Source organism: Leifsonia sp. EB41 (assembly GCF_041262565.1).
In the GTDB taxonomy this organism is placed as follows: Bacteria; Actinomycetota; Actinomycetes; order Actinomycetales; family Microbacteriaceae; genus Leifsonia.
Genome location: NZ_JBGCCJ010000001.1, coordinates 902,003 through 920,050, shown reverse-complemented (window position 1 = coordinate 920,050; position 18,048 = coordinate 902,003). Strand labels below are relative to the sequence as shown.

The following is an 18,048-nucleotide window of genomic DNA, read 5'->3' as shown; positions in this document are numbered from 1 at the left end:
ATTCGTGCCGAATGTCGCGCTTCGCGATTCGTGACGAATGTGGCGAATGGCGGCGCGATAGCGCACATTCGTGACGAATGTCGCGGGGCGCGGCGTCAGAGCGTGCGCGCGGAGGCGGGGTCGGCGGCGGCCGAGCCGCCGAAGGCGGGGCGGTACACCGGAGCCTCCGGGAGCTCCACGACATCCGCGACGACGACGGAGATGTTGTCGCGGGCGCGGTGGCGAAGCGCCAGCGCGACCAGCGCGTCGGCCGCGTCCTGCGGCGTCGCGGCGGATGCAAGGGTCTCGGCGACATCCAGGATCGGCACGTAGTCGGTGAGCCCGTCGCTCGTGAGCAGCCAGCGGTCGCCGCGGCGCGCAGGCTCGGACGCGACGTGCAGCGCGGCGGCGTCCTCAGCATCCCCGCGGAGGACGTGCGTGACGACCGACCGCAGTGGATGCTCCGCGACATCGCCTTCGCCGATGGCCCCGGTGGCCAGCAGCTCTCGCACCAGCGAGTCGTCCTCGGTGATCTGCGCCAGGGCGCCGTCGCGCAGGCGGTAGGCGCGTGAGTCGCCGGTGTGCGCGACCGTGATCCGCTCGCCGTCCGCGAAGAGCCCGACGAGGGTCGTCGCCATGCCGGCCAGCGCGGGGTCGAGCCGCACGCGGAGCGCGAGGTCGGAGTTCGCGATCGCGACCAGCTCACGCAGCCGCGCCTCGCCGGGGACGCGGCCTTCGGTGGCGTCGAGCATCGACGCCAGCCGGATCGCGACCGTCGCGGAGGCGATCTCGCCGGCCGCATGGCCTCCCACGCCGTCGGCCACGAACGCCGACCAGGCCGAGGCGTAGAGGGAGTCCTCGTTGCCGTCGCGGAAGTCCCCGCTCACCGAGCCCTGCCCGGTCTCGAAGCCGAGCGGCGCGGGCGGGGCTCCGGAGAGGATGTCGTCGGCGTTGTCGGCGATCCAGCCCATCAGCGGGAGGAGGTGCTCGGTGACGTCCCGGCCGCGGGTGGTGAGGCTGTAGTCGACGCGCGGCGGGACCGTGGGCTGCGCGGTGCGGAGGACGAACCCGTCCCGCTCCAGGGTGCGGAGCGTCTGGGCGAGCATCTTCTCACTGATGCCCTGCACGGTGCGGCGCAGCTCCCCCCAGCGCAGGTCGCTCCGCGCGAGCGCGACCAGCACGAGCACGCCCCAGGTGCTGGTGACGTGGTTGAGCACGATGCGCGACGGGCACTCCGAGGGGAGCACGCCGTCGGTGAAGCCGAGGGCCTCGAACGAGTCGAATCTGGTGTCCACGTCAGTAACTTACCGAAAAGTGGGTACCTCCGACAGGGAAGTTTCCCGGCACGACGGCGGTTGCGAACGACGACCGACCGAAAGGAAACACACCATGACCATCGTCGTCACCGGAGCCACCGGACACCTCGGACGCCTCACCGTGGACGCCCTCCTCGACCGCGGGGTGCCCGCCGCCGACATCCGCGCCCTCGGGCGCAGCGCCGAGCGGCTCGCCCCACTGGCCGCGCGCGGCGTGCAGACCGCCGTGATCGACTTCGGGAAGCCGGAGACCCTGGACGCGGCGTTCGCCGGGGCTGACGCCCTCCTGCTCGTCTCGGGATCTGAGGTCGGCCAGCGCATCCCGCAGCACCGCAACGCCATCGACGCGGCCGTGCGAGCCGGCGTCGGCCGCATCGTCTACACGAGCGCGCCGCACGCCGACGACACCGACCTGGTGCTCGCGCCGGAGCACGCCGAGACCGAGAAGCTGCTCGCCGCCTCCGGGCTCCCGGTGACGGTGCTTCGCAACAACTGGTACACCGAGAACTACACCGGCCAGGTCGACGTCGCCTCCGCGACCGGCGAGCTCGTCGGCAGCGCGGCGACCGGACGGGTCGCCAGCGCCTCCCGCAAGGACTACGCGGAGGCCGCGGCCGTCGTGCTTACGACCGACGGCCACGACGGGGCGGTCTACGAGCTGGCCGGCGATGTCGCGTGGACGTTCGACGACCTCGCCGCGGTCATCGGCGAGCTGCTCGGCCGTCCGGTCGCCTACCGCTCGGTGACGCCGGAGGAGCACGGGGCGGCGCTGCGCGAAGCGGGACTGGACGAGGGCACGGCCGGCTTCGTGGTCGCGCTGGACGGCAACATCCGCGACGGCGCCCTCGCCGATGCGACCGAAACGCTCAGCGAGCTGATCGGCCGGCCGACGACGCCGCTCGCCGCGGGACTCGCGGAGTCGCGCGCAGCCTAAGCGGAGGTCGAGGCCCCAGGGGTGGCAGCCGGGCTCGTCGGGAGTGGCGAGCTCGGCGCCGGGGAGGTCGGGCCTGGCGTGGCCGGGCCCGGCGTCGCGGGCCCGATCCCGTTGTAGTAGTCGAGCAGCACCGGGTCCGTCGAGAAGATCAGGCCCAGTATGACGAAGAGGGTGATGAACGCCAGGATCCCGGCGACGAGCGGGACGTAGAACGCCAGCCGCTTCTGCACGAGCAGCCACACCGAGAGGCCGAGCGAGATCGCCCAGATGCCGGCCATCGCGATCGTGCCGCCGGTGATCAGGGGCGCGACGGACGGGTCCTGCACGTACTTGCCCAGGTTGAGCGAGGAGTGCAGGAGCTGCATCGTCGCGGGCAGGCCCTGCAGGGTTCCGATCGTGTACGACATCCCGAAGAAGCCGACGACGAGCAGCACGATCGTGGTCGTGACGTTCCAGCGCGGCGCGTCGGCCCGGAGCTGGGGGCTGAACGGGTACGGACGTGGGTAGCCGTGCTGTTCGCCGCCGTGCTGGGCGCCGGCGTGCTGCCCGGCGTCGTGCTGGGCGCCGTCGTGCTGCCCGTACGGCCCGGGCTGGGGCGGCGCTGCGGGAGGCTGTTCGACCTCTGACGCCGCCGGGCTGTGGTGCGTGGTGTCCAGCCGGTCCGTGTCCTGCGGGGGCTTCCACACCCAGCCGGGAGGGGCGAGCTCGCCGTATTTCGGGCGCGGTCGTTCGTCCGGCGCCTTCTCCGGGTCGTGCTCGCTCATCCCCCCAGCCTACGTGGGTGGGCTACTTGCCGGAGTGACCGGCGCTGCCGAGCTGCTGGGTGGCCTCCACGACGCGGGCGGCCATGCCGGTCTCGGCGACCTTGCCCCAGGCACGCGGGTCGTAGGCCTTCTTGTTGCCCACCTCGCCGTCGACCTTGAGCACGCCGTCGTAGTTGTCGAACATGTAGCCGGCGACCGAGCGGGTGAACGCGTACTGGGTGTCCGTGTCGATGTTCATCTTCACGACGCCGTTGCGGACCGCCTCGGCGATCTCGGCGTCGGTCGAGCCGGAGCCGCCGTGGAAGACGAGGTCCAGCGGCTTCGGGCCGGTGCCGTACTTGGCGGCCAGGCCGTCCTGGATCTCCTTGAGGAGCTCCGGACGCAGCTTGACGTTGCCCGGCTTGTAGACGCCGTGCACGTTGCCGAAGGTGAGGGCGGCCATGTAGCGGCCGTTCTCGCCGAGGCCCAGGGCCTCCACGGCCTTCTCGACGTCGGCGAGGGTCGTGTAGAGGGCCTCGTTGGAGCCCTCGTGCTGCACGCCGTCCTCCTCGCCGCCGACGACGCCGATCTCGACCTCGAGGATGGCGTTGATGGCCTTGGTGCGCTTGATCATCTCCTGCGCGATCTCGAGGTTCTCGTTCAGCGGGACCGCCGAGCCGTCCCACATGTGGGACTGGAAGATCGGGTTGCGGCCCGCGCGGACCTCCTCCTCGGAGGCGGCGATGAGCGGCAGCACGAAGTCGTCGAGCGCGCCCTTCGGGCAGTGGTCAGTGTGCAGCGCGACGGTGATCGGGTAGTTCTTCGCGACCTCGGTGGCGAACTTCGCGAACGCGAGGGCGCCGGTGGCGCGGGCCTTGACCGTCTGGCCGGCGAAGTAGTCGGCGCCGCCGGTGGTCACCTGGATGATGCCGTCGCTGCCCGCCTCGGTGAGGCCCTGGAGCACGGAGTTGATCGTCTGCGACGACGAGACGTTGAACGCGGGATACGCGAAGCCGCCCGCCTTCGCCTTGTCGAGCATCTCTGCGTACTGGTCCGGCGTGGCGATGGGCATTGCGGCTCCTTGGGAATCGGGGTGTCGAACGGGACTCATCATACCGACGCGGGTCCGGTGCCTCCGGCGACCTCCCCTCGATACACTGGGCTTCGCCGTCGCCTGGCGGCTGACACCGTCGTTTCGATTCGTCCGGGAGGACCCATCATGACCAGCACCGACACCGCGTCCCTCTTCCTTCACCCCGACCGGAACCTGGCGATGGAGCTGGTGCGGGCGACCGAGGCGGCGGCGATCCGGGCGACTCCGTGGATCGGCCGCGGCGACAAGAACGCGGCGGACGGCGCGGCCGTGGACGCGATGCGCAAGTTCCTCGGCACGGTGAACTTCGACGGGTTGATCGTGATCGGCGAGGGCGAGAAGGACAACGCCCCGATGCTGTTCAACGGCGAGCACGTCGGCAACGGGCGCGGCCCGGCCTGCGACATCGCGGTCGACCCGATCGACGGCACCTCGCTGACCGCGGCCGGGCGCCAGAACGCGCTGTCGGTGATCGCGGTGTCCGACCGCGGCACGATGCTGGACGCCTCCAGCGTCTTCTACATGGACAAGATCGTCACCGGGCCGGAGGGCCGCGGCGTCGTGGACCTGTCGCAGTCGATCGGCGACAACATCCGCGAGCTGGCGAAGGCCAAGGGCAAGCCGGTGGGCGAGATCCGCGTGGCCGTGCTGGACCGGCCGCGGCATGAGGGGCTCATCGAGGAGATCCGTGCCGCCGGCGCCGGGACGCGCCTCATGCTCGACGGCGACGTGGCCGGCGGGATCAACGCGGCCCGCTACGAGTCGCGCATCGACCTGTGCGTCGGCATCGGCGGCAGCCCGGAGGGCATCACGACCGCGTGTGCGATCAAGGCGATCGGCGGCTTCATGCAGGGCCGGCTCGCACCGAAGGACGACGCCGAGCGCGCGGGCGGGATCGCCGCGGGCCTCGACATGGACCGGATCTACGGCGCCGACGACCTGGTGAAAGGCGACAACACCTTCTTCGTCGCGACCGGCGTCACCGACGGCGGCCTGGTGGAGGGCGTCCGCCGCAAGGGACCGATCATCCGCACGGAGTCGATCGTTCTGCGCTCCAAGTCGGGCACCATCCGCCGCGTGGTCGCGGACCACCTCGCGGAGAAGTGGCTCTCGGCCGACGAGATGTAAGTCGCGAGGGGATGTCGAGGGGCACGTAAACGCCCCTAAGACGCGGTTTTAGGGGCGTTTACGTGCCCCTCGGCGGGACTTGGGCGTGTGTCAGGCGGCGCCGGAGGCCTCGTCGTCGGCGGCGGCGGCGCGAGCCCGCTCCTCGATGGCGAGCTTGTCGATGCCGTGCATGTCGCGGGCGTCGTCGTCGGCGGCCTCCACGCGGATGCGCGCCGCTGCCTGCGCCTCCAGCTCGTCGACGAGCTCGAACGCGGTGAGCTCGCGGGGAGCCTCCTCGATGCCCTCCATGACGCCGATGACCTTCGACTCGTCGATCGCGGCGAGCTTGCGGGCCGTGGGGAACACCTGGCGCTCGAAGGAGCCGACGAAGCCGTTGTAGTCCTTGACCGTGCGCTCGATCGAGCGGCCGAGCTTCTCGATGTGGCCGGCCGTGGTGCCCAGCCGGGTGTAGAGCGTGCGGCTCAGGTCGAAGAGCTGCTTGGCGTCCTGGGTCAGGACGTCCTGCTGCCAGCTGAACGCCACCGTCTTCAGCACCGACCATAGTGTCACGGGGGAGGCCAGGGCGACCCGCTTGCCGAAGGCGAACTCCATGATCGACGGGTCCGCCTCCATGGCCGAGGAGACCAGCGACTCGCTCGGGATGAACGCGATGACCATCTCGGGGGAGGACTCCAGGCCCGTCCAGTACGCCTTGCTGCCCAGAGTTGTGATGTGGTCGCGGACGGCCTTGACGTGCTGCTTGAGGAGAGCCTCGCGCTGCGCGCCCTCGGCGCCGGTCGCGGTCGCGGGGATCTGGCTGGCCTCGAGGTAGGCGTTGAAGGGCACCTTGGCGTCGAGCGCGATGCTCTTGCCGCCGGGGAGCCGGATGATCATGTCGGGTCGGCCGGCGCCGGACTCCGAGTGGATGCTGGACTGCACGTCGAAGTCCACGCGCTCGATCAGTCCGGCGGCCTCCACGACGCTGCGGAGCTGGGTCTCGCCCCAGACGCCGCGCGTGCTGTTGGAGCGCAGCGCGGACGCCAGCGACTCCGCGGTGCTGCGCAGCCGCTCCTCCGACTCGGCCGCCGACCGGAGCTGCTGGGCGAGCTGGCCGTGCTGCTGGTTGCGCTGGGTCTCCAGCTCGATCACCTTGCGCTGCATGTCGCTGAGGCTTTCGCGCACGGGCGCCAGCGCCTGGAGCACCTTGCTCTCGGCACGCTCGCGCTCGGTCTGGGCGACGGCTTCGGCGCGGTGCCGCTCCGTGGTCTCCCGGAGCTGCTCGTGCGCCCCACGGAGCTGCTCCTGCAGCGAGTCGACGCGCGTGTCGGCGGAGGCGAGCTCCGCGCGGAGCTCGGCTTGCTTGCCCGCCTCCTCCGCGCGCACCTCGAGGAGTTCCCTCTCGTGGCGGGCCGCGACGATCGCCGGGTCCTCCACGGTGGGCGCCGCGGCCTCGCGGCTCTTGAGCAGTCGCGCGACGGCGTATCCGGCCCCCGCCGCGCCGACGAGGAGACCGAGCAGGAGGCCGAGGAGCAGTGCGGGGAAGTCCATGCGCTCAGTGTCGCAGGGGCCGCCGACAACGGCCGCGACGACGGAGGGCGGGGCGGGAAATCGCTCCCGCCCCGCCCTCGTGCCGGCCCGAGAGCCCGCCCGCTGCGAGCAGGCTCAGCGGGTGAACCGGTCGCGCAGCTCCGCCTCCAGGGTCTCCAGGCTGCGCCCGCGCGTCTCGGGCAGGCTGCGCGCGACGAACACGACCGCGCCGACGCCCACGACGGCGAACAGGAAGAACGTGGGCGAGATCCCGAGCGCGTCCACGAGCTGCGGGAACAGGAAGCCGACCAGGAAGTTCGTCAGCCACAGGATGAGCGCGGCCAGCCCGAACGCGGCGCCGCGGATGCGGGCCGGGAAGATCTCCGCGAGCATCAGCCAGGTGACCGGCGAGACCGCGCCCTGCTGGAACGCGAGGAACGTCACCGTCAGCGACAGCACCACGAACGGCAGCGCGGGCGATCCGGCGAGCAGCGCGGAGGCGCCGCCGACCAGCAGCAGCGACGTCGTCGTGCCGATCAGGCCGACGATCAGCAGCGGGCGCCGGCCCACCCGGCCGAGCAGCGCGATGCCGACGAAGGTGGCGAGCACCGAGATGACGCCGTTGGCGATCTGGCCGATGAGCGCGCCCTGCTGGTCGAAGCCGGACTTCTGGAGGATCTGGACGCCGTAGTACATGATCGAGTTCACGCCGGTGAGCTGCTGCACCATCGCGATCCCGAGTCCGATGACGAAGACCCGTCGCACCCACGGCACGGCGAGCTCCGTGAGCAGGGGCGTGCGCACGGCGCGCTCCTCGTGGCGGCGGATCTCCTCGGCCTCCCGCTCGGCCTGCTGCTCGGCGCGGATGCGGCGCAGGACCGCGAGCCCCTCCGCGAAGCGCCCGTGCAGGATGAGCCAGCGCGGGCTCTCCGGCACGACGAGCATCCCGAAGAACAGCACGACGGCCGGCAGGGAGGCGACGACGAGCATCCAGCGCCACACGGCGGCGTGCTCGGGGACGACGGAGGCGAGGACGGCGTTCACGACGAACGCAGCGAGCTGGCCGGAGACGATCATCAGCTCGTTCTGCGTGACGATGCGGCCGCGTCGGGCGGCGGGGGAGAGCTCCGCGAGGTACATCGGGACCACGACGGACGCGCCGCCGACGGCGAGGCCGAGCACGAAGCGGGCGGCGATCATGACGCCGATCGTCGGCGCGAATGCGCACGCAAGGGCCGCGATGAAGAATACGACCGCGAGCGCGCCGATGAGCCCGCGGCGTCCGCGGCGGTCGGCGATACGGCCGCCGAGGAACGACCCGAGTGCCGCGCCGAAGAGGAGCGAGGACACGATGGTGCCCTCCTCGAGCGGGGTGAGCGGCCGCTGGTCGAACTGCATGAACGGCAGGGCGCCGCTGATGACGCCGGTGTCGTAGCCGAAGAGGAGGCCGCCGAAGGTGGCCAGCACGGCGATCCGCCGGAGGAAGCGGCGCGCGCGGGGGTCGTCGGTGTCCGGTGGTGTCGGGCCTGCGGAGGCGGTGGTGCCGGGGGCCGTCTCGGCGGCCTCCGGGTGAGGGGATGCGGTCATGGTCGCTCCTTCGCGTCTTGTTGCTATGTCTGGACATTAGAACGTGACGAACGAAGTTGCAATGCTTTCATTACTGAGGTGTATATGCCTGATGACTGGGTGATGGTGTCCCGCACAGGAGAGGGCGCGCGGGAGCGCTGCGGAGCGCCGGAGTGTGCGACGCCGAGCGGGTGGGAGCTACGCCGCGGCGGCCATGCCGATGCGCCCGACGCGGGCGCCTGTCAGGGCGGCGAGGTCGTCGATCGTGGCCGCGTCGTGGCGGCGCGCTGCGTGCACGACGATGGCCGCGCAGGCCTCCGCGTCGGCGAGGGCGTCGTGGTGGTGGAAGTCCTCGAACCCAGCCGCCATCGCCGCGACCGGCAGGCGGTACGACTCCAGGTGGTAGGTGCGCCGAGCGACCTGGAGGCTGCACAGGTAGCGGTACTCCGGGCAGGCGACGAGGGTGGCGGCGCACGCGGCACGGATGACGCCCATGTCGAAGCCGGCGTTGTGGGCGACCAGGTGGTCGTCCTCCGCGAACTCCACCAGGTCGGCGAGCTGGTCGACCCAGCCTGCGGCGCCGGCGACGTCCTGCGGCTGGATGCCGTGGATGCGGACGTTCCACTCCTGGAACACGTCGTGCCCGAGCGGCGGCCGGATGAACCAGCTCGCGCGGTCGACCACGCGGCCGTCGCGCACCTTCACCAGCCCGACAGAACAGGCGGACGCCGCAGAGGAGTTCGCGGTCTCGAAGTCGATGGCGGTGAAGTCCAGTGGCACGCCCGAACTCTCGCACGGCCCACCGACGTCGCCCGGTCGCCCACGCCGCGGAGCTCCGAAAATCGCCGGAGTAGGGTCGCAGGTATGCGGGAGCGACGGGAGCGGGAGGCGCACGCACGTGCGTTCGACCGGGCGGCGGAACTGTACGACGCGGCGCGGCCGGACTATCCGGCGGACGCAGTCGCGTGGCTCACGGAGGGCGTGACCGGCCCGGTCGTGGACCTCGGCGCCGGCACAGGCAAGCTGACCCGCGCGCTCGTGGACGCCGGCTTCGACGTGATCGCGGTGGACCCGTCGCCGCAGATGCTCGGCGTGCTGGCGGAGCGCATCCCGGAGGCGGAGACGCGGATCGGGTCGGGCGAGAGCATCCCTGTGCCCGACGCGGGGGCCGGGCTTGTCGTCGCCGCGCAGGCGTGGCACTGGGTGGACCGCGAGCGCGCCGTCCCGGAGGTCGCGCGCGTGCTGCGGCCGGGCGGCAGGATCGGCCTGGTCTGGAACGACCGGGACGAGAGCGTCGACTGGGTGCGCGAGCTGGGCGAGCTGATGGGCGCGGGTGACGCGACTTTCGGACAGGAGGAGGAGCCGGCCGTCGGCGCACCGTTCGGCGAGCTGGAGCGGCACGACGTGCACTGGGTGCAGGCGATGACGCTGAACGGCCTCCTGGATCTGGCGCGCTCGCGCAGCTACTTCATCACGAAGGACCCGGACGCGCAGGCGGCGGTGATCGCGTCGCTGCGCCGCCTCCACGCCGAGCATCCGGAGCTGGCGGGGGCGGAGCGGATCGAGCTGCCGTACGTCACGCGGTGCTACCGCGCGACCCTGGGCTGAGACCGGGCGGGCCGAGGTCGGCGGCTGCCCACCGCTGCCGCCCGTAGAATGGACGACCGTGGCTCTCACTATCGGTATCGTCGGACTCCCGAACGTCGGCAAGTCGACCCTCTTCAACGCGCTGACCAAGAACGACGCCCTCGCGGCGAACTACCCGTTCGCGACCATCGAGCCGAACGTGGGGGTCGTGAACCTCCCCGACCCGCGCCTCGACACGCTGGCCGAGCTGTTCGGCAGCGAGCGCATCCTCCCGGCCCCGGTGTCGTTCCTCGACATCGCCGGCATCGTGAAAGGCGCGAGCGAGGGCGAGGGCCTCGGCAACAAGTTCCTCGCCAACATCCGCGAGGCCGACGCCATCGCGCAGGTGGTGCGCGGATTCTCCGACCCCGACGTGGTGCACGTCGCGGGCAAGGTGGACGCCGCCGGGGACATGGAGACCATCAACACCGAGCTCATCCTCGCCGACCTGCAGACCCTGGAGAAGGCGGAGCAGCGCTACGAGAAGGAGGTCAAGGGCCGCAAGCTGGAGCCGGTCGTGCTCGAGACCGCCCGCGAGGCGATGGCGTTCCTGAACGACGGCAAGCCGCTGTCGGCCTCCACGATCGACCTGGAGCCGATCCGCGAGCTCGGACTGCTCACCGCGAAGCCGTTCATCTACGTGTTCAACGTGGACGAGGACGTGCTGACCGACGACGCCCGCCGGGCCGCGCTCGCCGCCCTGGTCGCGCCCGCCCAGGCCGTGTTCCTCGACGCGAAGCTGGAGTCCGAGCTCATCGACCTCGACGCCGCCGACGCCGCCGAGCTCCTGGCCTCCACCGGCCAGACGGAGAGCGGCCTCGACCAGCTCGCCCGCATCGGCTTCGACACCCTCGGCCTGCAGACCTACCTCACGGCCGGCCCGAAAGAGTCCCGCGCCTGGACGATCCACAAGGGCTGGAAGGCCCCCCAGGCGGCCGGCGTCATCCACACCGACTTCGAGAAGGGCTTCATCAAGGCCGAAGTGATCTCCTTCGACGACCTCGTCGACGCTGGCAGCGTCGCAGAGGCGCGGGCGCGCGGGAAGGCGCGCATGGAGGGGAAAGAGTATGTGATGCAGGATGGGGATGTGGTGGAGTTCCGGTTCAACGTGTAGCCGACCGCGGCTTCCCGCCCACAGGAGATCAGCCCGCGACACGCCGCCCGACTCCTTCCGAACGGCGTCGGGAAGGAGTTTCACGACCGCTTCTCCTTTTCTGGGTGGAGATTCTTTCCCGGTGCTGAACAATGTCAGTTATGGCACCTGATAAACATCGTGATCCCGTTCCCGCGGCGCATGTGCTGGGAGAGCTACTGGTGGCGCCGTTGCCCGAGGGCACCAAGGCCGAGTCGGTCTTCATGCTTGTGAAACTGGATGACGGGGATTGGTGCGCCAGAAGCGTAGGAGCCGACTACAACCGAACGGAGTTCCTCGGTCAACTCGTCGCCTACACGCATGGGCTCACCGTGAGCGAAGCTGAGGGATGGTTCGCGGACGAGGATCCAGCCAGCTGAAGTGCTCGCAGGACGTTGTAGTTCGTTGGAGTTTCGTGGAGTTCAGGTTTAATGTGTAGCTGATCTGGGATTTTGCTCGACGTCCCCATCGTCAGCGACCGTATTGCGAGTGGTGGCGACCCCGAACCGGATCGCAGCTTCGCGAGCAGCAGCAGGGACCATCCTCTGTAGGAGCGGGAACCAGCTCTCGAGGTCTCGGGCGTCTGCATATCGGAGCCAAACGTCTTCGCTCTCCGCATATGGTTCAGTGTGCTGATCGGCGTGAGCTAGATACTGGGATCGCAAGGACACCGGAAGTTGCGTGAGTGCAGAGGTGGGAGCCGGAGGCAACCGACCGATAACCGCATTCTGGTTATCTCGTATCTCCTCCCGCTCCTCGTACGAGATTAAGCGAGGCAGTCGTTCCCTCACCCGACCGGTCCCGCGCACCTCTGCGTTGCTTAGCTCGAACTCGAAAGTCAGGGAGGCCCCGTACCAACCGAACGGGTCACCGGATCGCGATAGCTGGACCCACACGAGGAGGAACTGTTCTCCAGTGGGTCTGAACCACGTTGCTGTCGATCCAGGGCGGAGCCGACGGAAGGCTTCCTTCTCCAGGGCGGGACTCAGAAGCGCTGCCAGATCGCGGTGAACCTGTTTCCCTGGGATCGCTGACATACCGTAACGATATGAAAGGTCAGGGGATACATCCACCAATGGCGCGCACTGCCCCCCGTTCTACATCGCGCTCGAAGCAGCTGTCACCACGCAGAAGCCAATACCTATCCGTGACGTAACGTGGTGGAATTCAGGTTCAACGTGTAGCCCGCGTGTCCGGCGTCGCGTATGGCTGCCGGCGCCTGCGCCCGTGTCGAAAAGGGAGGAGATCCCGGGCGAACGGCCCGGGATCTCCTCCCTTACGCTGCATCCGGCGGCGTGTCGGGACGGATCTCCTCCTCGATGAGTGACACAGCGGAATCGCCGAGTTCAGGCCACGTCGAGCATCCGCTCGCCGACCCGCTCGGGCTCGTGCGCACCTGCGAGTGTCCCGCGCGACTCGGCTTCATCCAGTGCGGCGGTCGCTACTCGCCGCCCCTCGGCGATGAGACGCGGCACATCGGACATCCCCCACTGCGCCATCCCGCCCATCTCGGGCTGGATGAGCACGACTGAGGGGTCGCGCTTGAGGTCGGCGGTGCGTGTGACCATCCGCATCATCCGAACGTTCTCCCACTTCGCGTGCAGGCGCACCACGATGACGCGGGTCGCGCCGAGAGCGCGAGTGGCCTGCACCGGAACGTTGTCGACGATGCCGCCATCGGCCAGCAGCCTCCCGTCGCGGCGCACCGGAGGGAGGAGCCCTGGCACCGCGATCGTCGACCGCAGGGCGACGCTCAGCGGTCCTTCGTCGATCGTCACGGCCTGGCGGGTTCGGAGATCGGTGGCGACGGCGGCGAACCGGCGAGGGAGGTGCTCGATGAGCGGATCCGAGCCCAGGAGGCGGTGGAGAGAATGCCTGACCGCATGCGTGTCGAGCAGTCCCCAGCGCGGTGTGAGCGACCACCGGGCGATCGCGCTCCAGCGGAACCTCAGTGCGGCGCGCTCGATCGCGGGTGGCTCAAAGCCCGCAGCATATGCTGCGCCCACCAGGGCGCCGGAGCTCGTGCCAGTGATGATCCCCGGGCGGATGCCGCGCTCCGCGAGCACCTGGAGAACCCCCACGTGCGCAGCGCCGAACGCGCCTCCACCGCCCAGGGTGAGACCCAGGGTGCGATCGTCGCTCATGTCGTTCTCCGTCATTTCGATGCGCGCGACCCTATCAGCGAGCAGATGAGAGACCCCTGTGCGGGAGGCTGACCAGGTGGCTGCGTCGGTTGCCGCTCAGGCCCCGGCTCGGCGTGCAACCGAGCCCTGGTGGACATCCGCCCACCGCGTAGCGGCCTCTGCGAGGGTGGTGTGCGGCAGCCCGGGGTAGCGGGCGCGGTGCGGGGCAGCGTTGAACGTCATGTCGTTCGTATTCATGATCACCGCGGCGGACGCGACGCGTGCGAGGAACGGCGAGAACGGCCTGGAGGCGAGCGCCATGACGCGGAGCGCCGGAATCGGTATCCGCTTGGTCGGGCCGGACACGCCGGTCGCCGATCGCAGAGCATCGGAGAGTTGTCCGAGGGTCAGATCCTCGCCGCCCCACTCGACGGTCTCCCCGCGCAGGTGCGGATTTCGCAGGGCTTCTCCGACGAGGCCGGCCACATCGTCGACAGACACGAAGTTCACTGGGACCGTGCCCGGTCCGAAGACGAGCGTCGATCCGTTGCGTGGGAGGTCGGCCCCGACCGCGTCGAGGTACGTCTCCAGGAACGCGGTGGGACGCACGATCGTCCATCCCACGCCGGAGGCACGTAGCGCCTCCTCGGCCGCCCACTTCATGCGGAGAAGCTGAAGCCGTGCGTCCGGAGCCGCACCGTGCATCGATACCAGGACGACGTGCTCGACACCCGCGGTGCGCGCTGCGTGGATGAGAGCGATGTTCCCGTCCCGGTCGACTCCGGCAGGCGTCGAACGCCCCATCGGCCCGAATCCGGATGCGGCGAGGACCACCGCGCGGCAGCCCACGACCGCACGCGAGACCGTTTCTGCGTCGGCGAGGTCGCCGACCACTGTCTCTGATCCACCCTCTCGGATCAGCTCTGCGGTCGAGGCGTTTCGCGTCAGCACCCGGACCTGGCCGGGTTCCAGGCCCTCGCGGACTGCGGTTCCCAACCGTCCGGTGCCGCCCGCGATGAGGATCACGGCGAAACGACCTCTGCCGCCTGCGCAACGACCTGGGGATCGGCCCCAGTGGGCGCTTCCCCCACCTGCCGCCGCACGGCGTCGCCGACCGTGCCGCTCGCACGCTCGACGGGCTCCACGTAGAAACGCGCGGATGCGATGCTGTCGCCGTCGACCTCGAAGATGATCGTTCCGGCCATTTCGTGCGGTGTGCCGTCGCGGCGTGTCCCCGTCATCCGCCATTCGGTCCAGACCCACGGACCGTCGACGGTCTCCGCTTCGACCTCGACATGGATGTCCGGCACGCCGGCGAAGATCTGCTGCCAGTTGTCCCGCACCTGCGCGGAGCCGGCGAACGAACGATTCGGGTGCGCCGGCGTGGAGTTGCGGTAGCCAGGGCCGAAGCAGCGGACGAGGGCGTCGAGGTCGTGAGCGTTCGTGGCCCGCACCAGGCGGTCGATGACCGTTGCTGGCGCCCCACCGGGACGCTCATCGTCTGTGCTCATGACAGCCTCCATTTTCGATAAAGTAGACTGTATCTGAATAGGAGTGTACGCCGCATGGAAACAGGGGACAAGACCCGCCGACGCTACGACGCGAGCCGGCGCCGGAGCATGGCCGAGCAGCGACGCCAGGGCATCATCAGCAGCGCACAGCGGCTGTTCCTGCAGGCGGGGTACGCCGCGACGACCGTCGCCGCCATCGCGGACGACGCCGGTGTGGCCGTCGAGACCGTTTACAAAGCGTTCGGCGGCAAGCCCGGTCTCGTGCGCGCGATCGTCGGCTCGAGGTTGCTGGGATCGGCGGAGGTTCCCGCCGAGACACGGTCCGATGCCGCACAGGCGACGGCGCCGAACGCCGCTGCTCTGTTCCGCCGGTTCGGAGAGTTCACCAGGGAGATCGCACCCGAGCTCGCCCCCGTCATGAGACTCATCCGGGATGCCGCTGCGTCCGGCGACCACGAGATGCGCGGCCTGCTGGCAGAGGTCGAGGACGAGCGACATGCGCGCATGCTCCACAATGCGCTCAACCTGGCGGAGCGCGGGTTCCTGCGGCCCGATGTCACGCCCGCCGCCGCGGCCGACGTGATGTGGCTCTACACCGACTCTCGCTTCTTCGACGACCTGGTGGTGGCACGAGGCTGGACTCCCGACGCCTTCGCCGAGTTCATCGCCGGTGCGCTCGAGTCCGCGCTCGCCTAGCGGACGTCCACACGAGCACCCGGACGACGTCGCGGGTCTCAACGATGAGCTGCCCGCCCAGACGGATCGTGACAGGCGCGGTGACGCGCTCGATGCAGCGGCGGCCTCGGGTAGTCCCACACGGACTCCTGTCCGGTTCCTGGGATCTCGGGGCACGGTCGGGGCAGCGTCACCTCGTGGGGCCCCAGTTGAACCTGTAGGGACCTGGTTCCGACAAACGCGCGGTCAGGACTGAGAGATCACGACGTCGATTCCGGAGCGGTTCGACGTCTGGGTCTTGTCCTCGGCGCCGGGGACCGGCCAATTCGATGTCCACGGACTGATAGCCAGCTCCAGCTGGTAGCCGCCAGTGGATGTGGATGCCCACCCCGTGACGATCGGACCACCGCCTAGCGAACCGTCCCACCCGTTTCGTATCGCGTTTTCGACGATGATGCGGCTAGCCAGCGGATCCTCGGTGGCTATCCGGAACTCGACTGTCGGGCCGGGGCCGGACATTCGTTTCATCTGCCCGTAATGCCGTTCGGTGAGAACCACGCCGGCGGCGGTTACCCCGAGCTGCTTAGTCGCCGCGTCGACGAGGTCGTATTCGTGAGGGCCGGGCCCGCCGTAGCAGCCTGTCAGTGACGCGGCGAGAAGCGCCATGACAGCTCCGACTGCGGCCGCGTTCAGTGCGCGTGCTGATACCCCCGGCATGGGATCACGCTAGCCGGAGGCGGAATTCGGCGAGTCCCCCAACTCGAGGGTGATGGCGCGTGGAGTGCTCATACCAGACGATCGTCGTCCGCGCATTCCGGTGGAGTACCGGTTCGGCGTATGCCCAACTCACCGCCCCCGAGCACTCAGACGAGCGACCGCGACCGCCGGTGCCGGGCGCGCTCGGTGTCCCGCGACGCCAGTCGCGCGCGCGAATCCACCATCAGTGCCCGCCACCTCGTCCCGCGAGCAAAATCCCGCACATCCGGCGTCCCACCGACCGTTGCAGCCTCGATGAACGCGTTGACGACGTCCGCCTGGCCGATCGCCCGCGATCGACGCACCGCGGTCGCCGGGAAGGATCGGGCGCGTTGCTCGCCGTCGAGCTCCCATGACAGCCACAGCATCTGCACCATGCGGGACTGGTTGCCGCGCGTGACGTACCAGCTCTCGTAGAGGACGGCCCGGCAGCGGATGTCGGCGCCGAGCGGGATCGTGTAGGTGCGGAACCAGCTCCTCACCCGGACGTGCTCGTTCGAGAGGTAGACGCCCACGAACAGGGTGCGCGCGACAGCGAGAGCGAGAGCGCCCATTCCGATCCAGGCCACCGGACTCAGGTCGCGGTCGACCTGCGAGAGATCGGGTGAGGGGTGGAGCTGCCCACCCAGCGTCGCGAGCAGGAACACCAGCTGCGTCGTGATGGCGGCCACGCGCGTGCCGCGGCTGGAGCGACGGAGCCGGATGTCCCTCGCGCGGTCGGGACCAGGCTTCGCAGCGCCACTCATCACGCCCCCATCACCAGCCGCCTCACCAGCAGGAGCACGAACACCCCGAGGATCACGATCGGCCCGATCCGGATGCTGCGGATCAGGCGGCTCGGGACCCTGTACCGGCTCGGCGGCTGGTGGCGTGTATAACGAGCGGACCGGTCCAGCGTGCGCCTGCCGACGGTGTCGAGCACGGCGAACAGCCGTTCGTAGGTGCGCTGGTCGGCCATCCGGAACGGCCGAGGGGAGTACACGTACATCCAGTCGTCGACGATCTCCACGTCGAAGTCCGACGCGCGGTCCATGAACAGCACCATCAGGTCCGGCGTGAAGAGGTAGAGGGCGTCCTGCTCGAAGCCCTCCGGAACGTGGAGGCGGAAGAAGCGGTCGAAGTCGCCTTCCAGCGACAGCGCCTGCTTCGAGGTGAACCGCCACGGAAGGTTGCTGCGGCCGAACCACCGCCGGTTGCGTCGCGCCTCGAGCACGATGTGCGGGAGGGGCCCCGGGAGGCGGAGGCGGAAGTAGCCGAAGCGGCGCAGGGCCCGCTCGCTGCGCCAGTCGCCCGCGTACTGGAAGTTCCCGATCTCGAAGTCCGAGCCGGGCCCCGTCGAGAGGATGTCGTAGCCGCGCGGCGACCTCCCTGCCGTGAAGATCACGCCGGAGCGGCGGAGGCCGACTGCCTCGGGGACGTACGAGAGGCCGTTGTCCACGGCGAAGCGGTGGAGGCGGTAGCGCCGGCGCCAGTTCGGTGGAAGGCGGCCGTCCCGGATCGCGATGTCCGCGCCCAGCCGCACGAACCAGGCCACCAGCGCGAAACAGGCTGCGAAGATCGTGACGGCGATCGCGGTCGTCCCGGCGATCACTGCGAAACCACGGTCTGCGTCATCCAGCACCCGCAGCACGACTCCCGCCCCGACGACGAGGAGGGCGAGGACCGCCAAGCCTCCGAAAATCGTGGTGAGGGCGATGACGAAGACGGTGTGGAACAGATCGCCGATCATCGCGCCGGTGCCGCCGCCCTCTACGCGCCGACGGAAGGCGCCGACATCGCGTAGCCGCACGCGCTCGATGAGCGCGGTGAGGTCGGCGCGTTCGACGGTCGGCTCTGCAGGCACGGGTCGATGCTGTCAGGCCGCGGGGCATCCTCGCGCGTCCCCGATCAGGTCACGGGGCGGAGTTCGGCGCCGCCCGAAGGAGTTTCCAGCGCGACACGGCTCATGTGTCCTGCCGAA

At 69.8% G+C, this 18,048-nt stretch carries 18 protein-coding genes and 1 pseudogene; 6 read left to right on the top strand and 13 right to left on the bottom strand.

What is annotated here, in order from left to right; all coding sequences use genetic code 11:
• Nucleotides 1–95: 95 nt before the first annotated feature.
• Both ABH923_RS04480 and ABH923_RS04475 read right to left on the bottom strand, forming a co-directional pair.
• Nucleotides 96–920 (bottom strand): PP2C family serine/threonine-protein phosphatase, encoded by an 825-nt coding sequence (locus tag ABH923_RS04480; protein WP_370057298.1) that lies wholly within the window; start codon nt 918–920, stop codon nt 96–98.
• Nucleotides 912–1,274 (bottom strand): annotated as a pseudogene (locus ABH923_RS04475) (winged helix-turn-helix transcriptional regulator); the annotation flags it as partial. The pseudogene ABH923_RS04475 and the gene ABH923_RS04480, both read right to left, overlap by 9 nt.
• A gap of 94 nt (nt 1,275–1,368) precedes the next feature.
• On the opposite strand from ABH923_RS04475, the gene ABH923_RS04470 reads away from it, so the two are divergent.
• Nucleotides 1,369–2,229: an SDR family oxidoreductase gene (locus ABH923_RS04470; RefSeq protein WP_370054172.1), complete on the top strand. Its 861-nt coding sequence runs from the start codon at nt 1,369–1,371 to the stop codon at nt 2,227–2,229.
• Here the strand turns inward: ABH923_RS04470 and ABH923_RS04465 are convergent.
• Both ABH923_RS04465 and fbaA read right to left on the bottom strand, forming a co-directional pair.
• Nucleotides 2,226–2,993 carry a DUF6264 family protein gene (locus ABH923_RS04465; RefSeq protein ID WP_370054171.1) on the bottom strand — a complete coding sequence of 256 codons (768 nt, stop codon included), beginning with the start codon at nt 2,991–2,993 and terminating at the stop codon, nt 2,226–2,228. The two genes, ABH923_RS04470 and ABH923_RS04465, sit on opposite strands and share 4 nt — an antisense overlap.
• Before the next feature lie 22 nt (nt 2,994–3,015).
• Nucleotides 3,016–4,044 (bottom strand): class II fructose-bisphosphate aldolase, encoded by a 1,029-nt coding sequence (gene fbaA, locus ABH923_RS04460; RefSeq protein ID WP_370054170.1) that lies wholly within the window; start codon nt 4,042–4,044, stop codon nt 3,016–3,018.
• A gap of 147 nt (nt 4,045–4,191) precedes the next feature.
• Between fbaA and glpX the strand changes: the two genes are divergently transcribed.
• Entirely contained in the window at nt 4,192–5,193 is a 1,002-nt protein-coding gene (glpX, locus tag ABH923_RS04455; protein WP_370054169.1) for a class II fructose-bisphosphatase, read from the top strand.
• A 90-nt stretch (nt 5,194–5,283) separates the two neighbouring features.
• Here glpX and rmuC read toward each other — a convergent pair whose 3' ends face one another.
• From rmuC to ABH923_RS04440, 3 genes are all read right to left on the bottom strand, one after another.
• Entirely contained in the window at nt 5,284–6,720 is a 1,437-nt protein-coding gene (gene rmuC, locus ABH923_RS04450) for a DNA recombination protein RmuC (RefSeq protein ID WP_370054168.1), read from the bottom strand.
• A gap of 114 nt (nt 6,721–6,834) precedes the next feature.
• Entirely contained in the window at nt 6,835–8,286 is a 1,452-nt protein-coding gene (locus tag ABH923_RS04445) for a sugar porter family MFS transporter (RefSeq protein WP_370054167.1), read from the bottom strand.
• Nucleotides 8,287–8,463: 177 nt separating this feature from the next.
• Nucleotides 8,464–9,045 carry an exonuclease domain-containing protein gene (locus ABH923_RS04440; protein ID WP_370054166.1) on the bottom strand — a complete coding sequence of 194 codons (582 nt, stop codon included), beginning with the start codon at nt 9,043–9,045 and terminating at the stop codon, nt 8,464–8,466.
• An 84-nt stretch (nt 9,046–9,129) separates the two neighbouring features.
• Between ABH923_RS04440 and ABH923_RS04435 the strand changes: the two genes are divergently transcribed.
• The 3 genes from ABH923_RS04435 (at nt 9,130) to ABH923_RS04425 (ending at nt 11,403) form a co-directional block, all read left to right on the top strand.
• Nucleotides 9,130–9,873 (top strand): class I SAM-dependent methyltransferase, encoded by a 744-nt coding sequence (locus tag ABH923_RS04435; RefSeq protein WP_370054165.1) that lies wholly within the window; start codon nt 9,130–9,132, stop codon nt 9,871–9,873.
• A 58-nt stretch (nt 9,874–9,931) separates the two neighbouring features.
• On the top strand, nt 9,932–11,005 hold the full coding sequence (gene ychF, locus ABH923_RS04430; RefSeq protein WP_370054164.1) for a redox-regulated ATPase YchF: 1,074 nt from the start codon (nt 9,932–9,934) through the stop codon (nt 11,003–11,005).
• 140 nt (nt 11,006–11,145) lie between these two features.
• On the top strand, nt 11,146–11,403 hold the full coding sequence (locus ABH923_RS04425) for a hypothetical protein (RefSeq protein WP_370054163.1): 258 nt from the start codon (nt 11,146–11,148) through the stop codon (nt 11,401–11,403).
• A 966-nt stretch (nt 11,404–12,369) separates the two neighbouring features.
• Here ABH923_RS04425 and ABH923_RS04420 read toward each other — a convergent pair.
• The 3 genes from ABH923_RS04420 to ABH923_RS04410 form a co-directional block, all read right to left on the bottom strand.
• Nucleotides 12,370–13,167: a patatin-like phospholipase family protein gene (locus ABH923_RS04420; protein WP_370054162.1), complete on the bottom strand. Its 798-nt coding sequence runs from the start codon at nt 13,165–13,167 to the stop codon at nt 12,370–12,372.
• 96 nt (nt 13,168–13,263) lie between these two features.
• The gene (locus ABH923_RS04415; RefSeq protein ID WP_370054161.1) at nt 13,264–14,172 is read right to left on the bottom strand and encodes an SDR family oxidoreductase; all 909 of its coding nucleotides are present in this window, start codon (nt 14,170–14,172) and stop codon (nt 13,264–13,266) included.
• Nucleotides 14,169–14,657: a nuclear transport factor 2 family protein gene (locus tag ABH923_RS04410; protein ID WP_370054160.1), complete on the bottom strand. Its 489-nt coding sequence runs from the start codon at nt 14,655–14,657 to the stop codon at nt 14,169–14,171. Before ABH923_RS04410 ends, ABH923_RS04415 begins: the two co-directional genes overlap by 4 nt.
• Nucleotides 14,658–14,711: 54 nt before the next feature.
• On the opposite strand from ABH923_RS04410, the gene ABH923_RS04405 reads away from it, so the two are divergent.
• A complete protein-coding gene (locus ABH923_RS04405) occupies nt 14,712–15,353 on the top strand; it encodes a TetR/AcrR family transcriptional regulator (protein WP_370054159.1) in 642 nt (213 codons plus the stop codon).
• A 225-nt stretch (nt 15,354–15,578) separates the two neighbouring features.
• On the opposite strand, the gene ABH923_RS04400 is transcribed toward ABH923_RS04405, so the two are convergent.
• The 3 genes from ABH923_RS04400 to ABH923_RS04390 all read right to left on the bottom strand — a co-directional run bounded on the left by ABH923_RS04400 (nt 15,579) and on the right by ABH923_RS04390 (nt 17,931).
• Entirely contained in the window at nt 15,579–15,998 is a 420-nt protein-coding gene (locus ABH923_RS04400) for a hypothetical protein (protein ID WP_370054158.1), read from the bottom strand.
• Between the two features lie 197 nt (nt 15,999–16,195).
• Nucleotides 16,196–16,834: a hypothetical protein gene (locus ABH923_RS04395; protein WP_370054157.1), complete on the bottom strand. Its 639-nt coding sequence runs from the start codon at nt 16,832–16,834 to the stop codon at nt 16,196–16,198.
• Nucleotides 16,834–17,931: a hypothetical protein gene (locus ABH923_RS04390; protein WP_370054156.1), complete on the bottom strand. Its 1,098-nt coding sequence runs from the start codon at nt 17,929–17,931 to the stop codon at nt 16,834–16,836. The genes ABH923_RS04395 and ABH923_RS04390 overlap by 1 nt, the downstream gene beginning before the upstream one ends.
• Nucleotides 17,932–18,048: the final 117 nt, after the last annotated feature.

Bases quoted from the DNA above. Each gene is read 5' to 3' on its own strand.
- ABH923_RS04470 (WP_370054172.1), top strand. From the start codon at position 1,369: ATGACCATCGTCGTCACCGGAGCCACCGGACACCTCGGACGCCTCACC.
- ABH923_RS04465 (WP_370054171.1), bottom strand. From the start codon at position 2,993: ATGAGCGAGCACGACCCGGAGAAGGCGCCGGACGAACGACCGCGCCCG.
- fbaA (WP_370054170.1), bottom strand. From the start codon at position 4,044: ATGCCCATCGCCACGCCGGACCAGTACGCAGAGATGCTCGACAAGGCG.
- glpX (WP_370054169.1), top strand. From the start codon at position 4,192: ATGACCAGCACCGACACCGCGTCCCTCTTCCTTCACCCCGACCGGAAC.
- rmuC (WP_370054168.1), bottom strand. From the start codon at position 6,720: ATGGACTTCCCCGCACTGCTCCTCGGCCTCCTGCTCGGTCTCCTCGTC.
- ABH923_RS04445 (WP_370054167.1), bottom strand. From the start codon at position 8,286: ATGACCGCATCCCCTCACCCGGAGGCCGCCGAGACGGCCCCCGGCACC.
- ABH923_RS04435 (WP_370054165.1), top strand. From the start codon at position 9,130: ATGCGGGAGCGACGGGAGCGGGAGGCGCACGCACGTGCGTTCGACCGG.
- ABH923_RS04425 (WP_370054163.1), top strand. From the start codon at position 11,146: ATGGCACCTGATAAACATCGTGATCCCGTTCCCGCGGCGCATGTGCTG.
- ABH923_RS04420 (WP_370054162.1), bottom strand. From the start codon at position 13,167: ATGAGCGACGATCGCACCCTGGGTCTCACCCTGGGCGGTGGAGGCGCG.
- ABH923_RS04410 (WP_370054160.1), bottom strand. From the start codon at position 14,657: ATGAGCACAGACGATGAGCGTCCCGGTGGGGCGCCAGCAACGGTCATC.
- ABH923_RS04405 (WP_370054159.1), top strand. From the start codon at position 14,712: ATGGAAACAGGGGACAAGACCCGCCGACGCTACGACGCGAGCCGGCGC.
- ABH923_RS04400 (WP_370054158.1), bottom strand. From the start codon at position 15,998: ATGGCGCTTCTCGCCGCGTCACTGACAGGCTGCTACGGCGGGCCCGGC.
- ABH923_RS04395 (WP_370054157.1), bottom strand. From the start codon at position 16,834: ATGAGTGGCGCTGCGAAGCCTGGTCCCGACCGCGCGAGGGACATCCGG.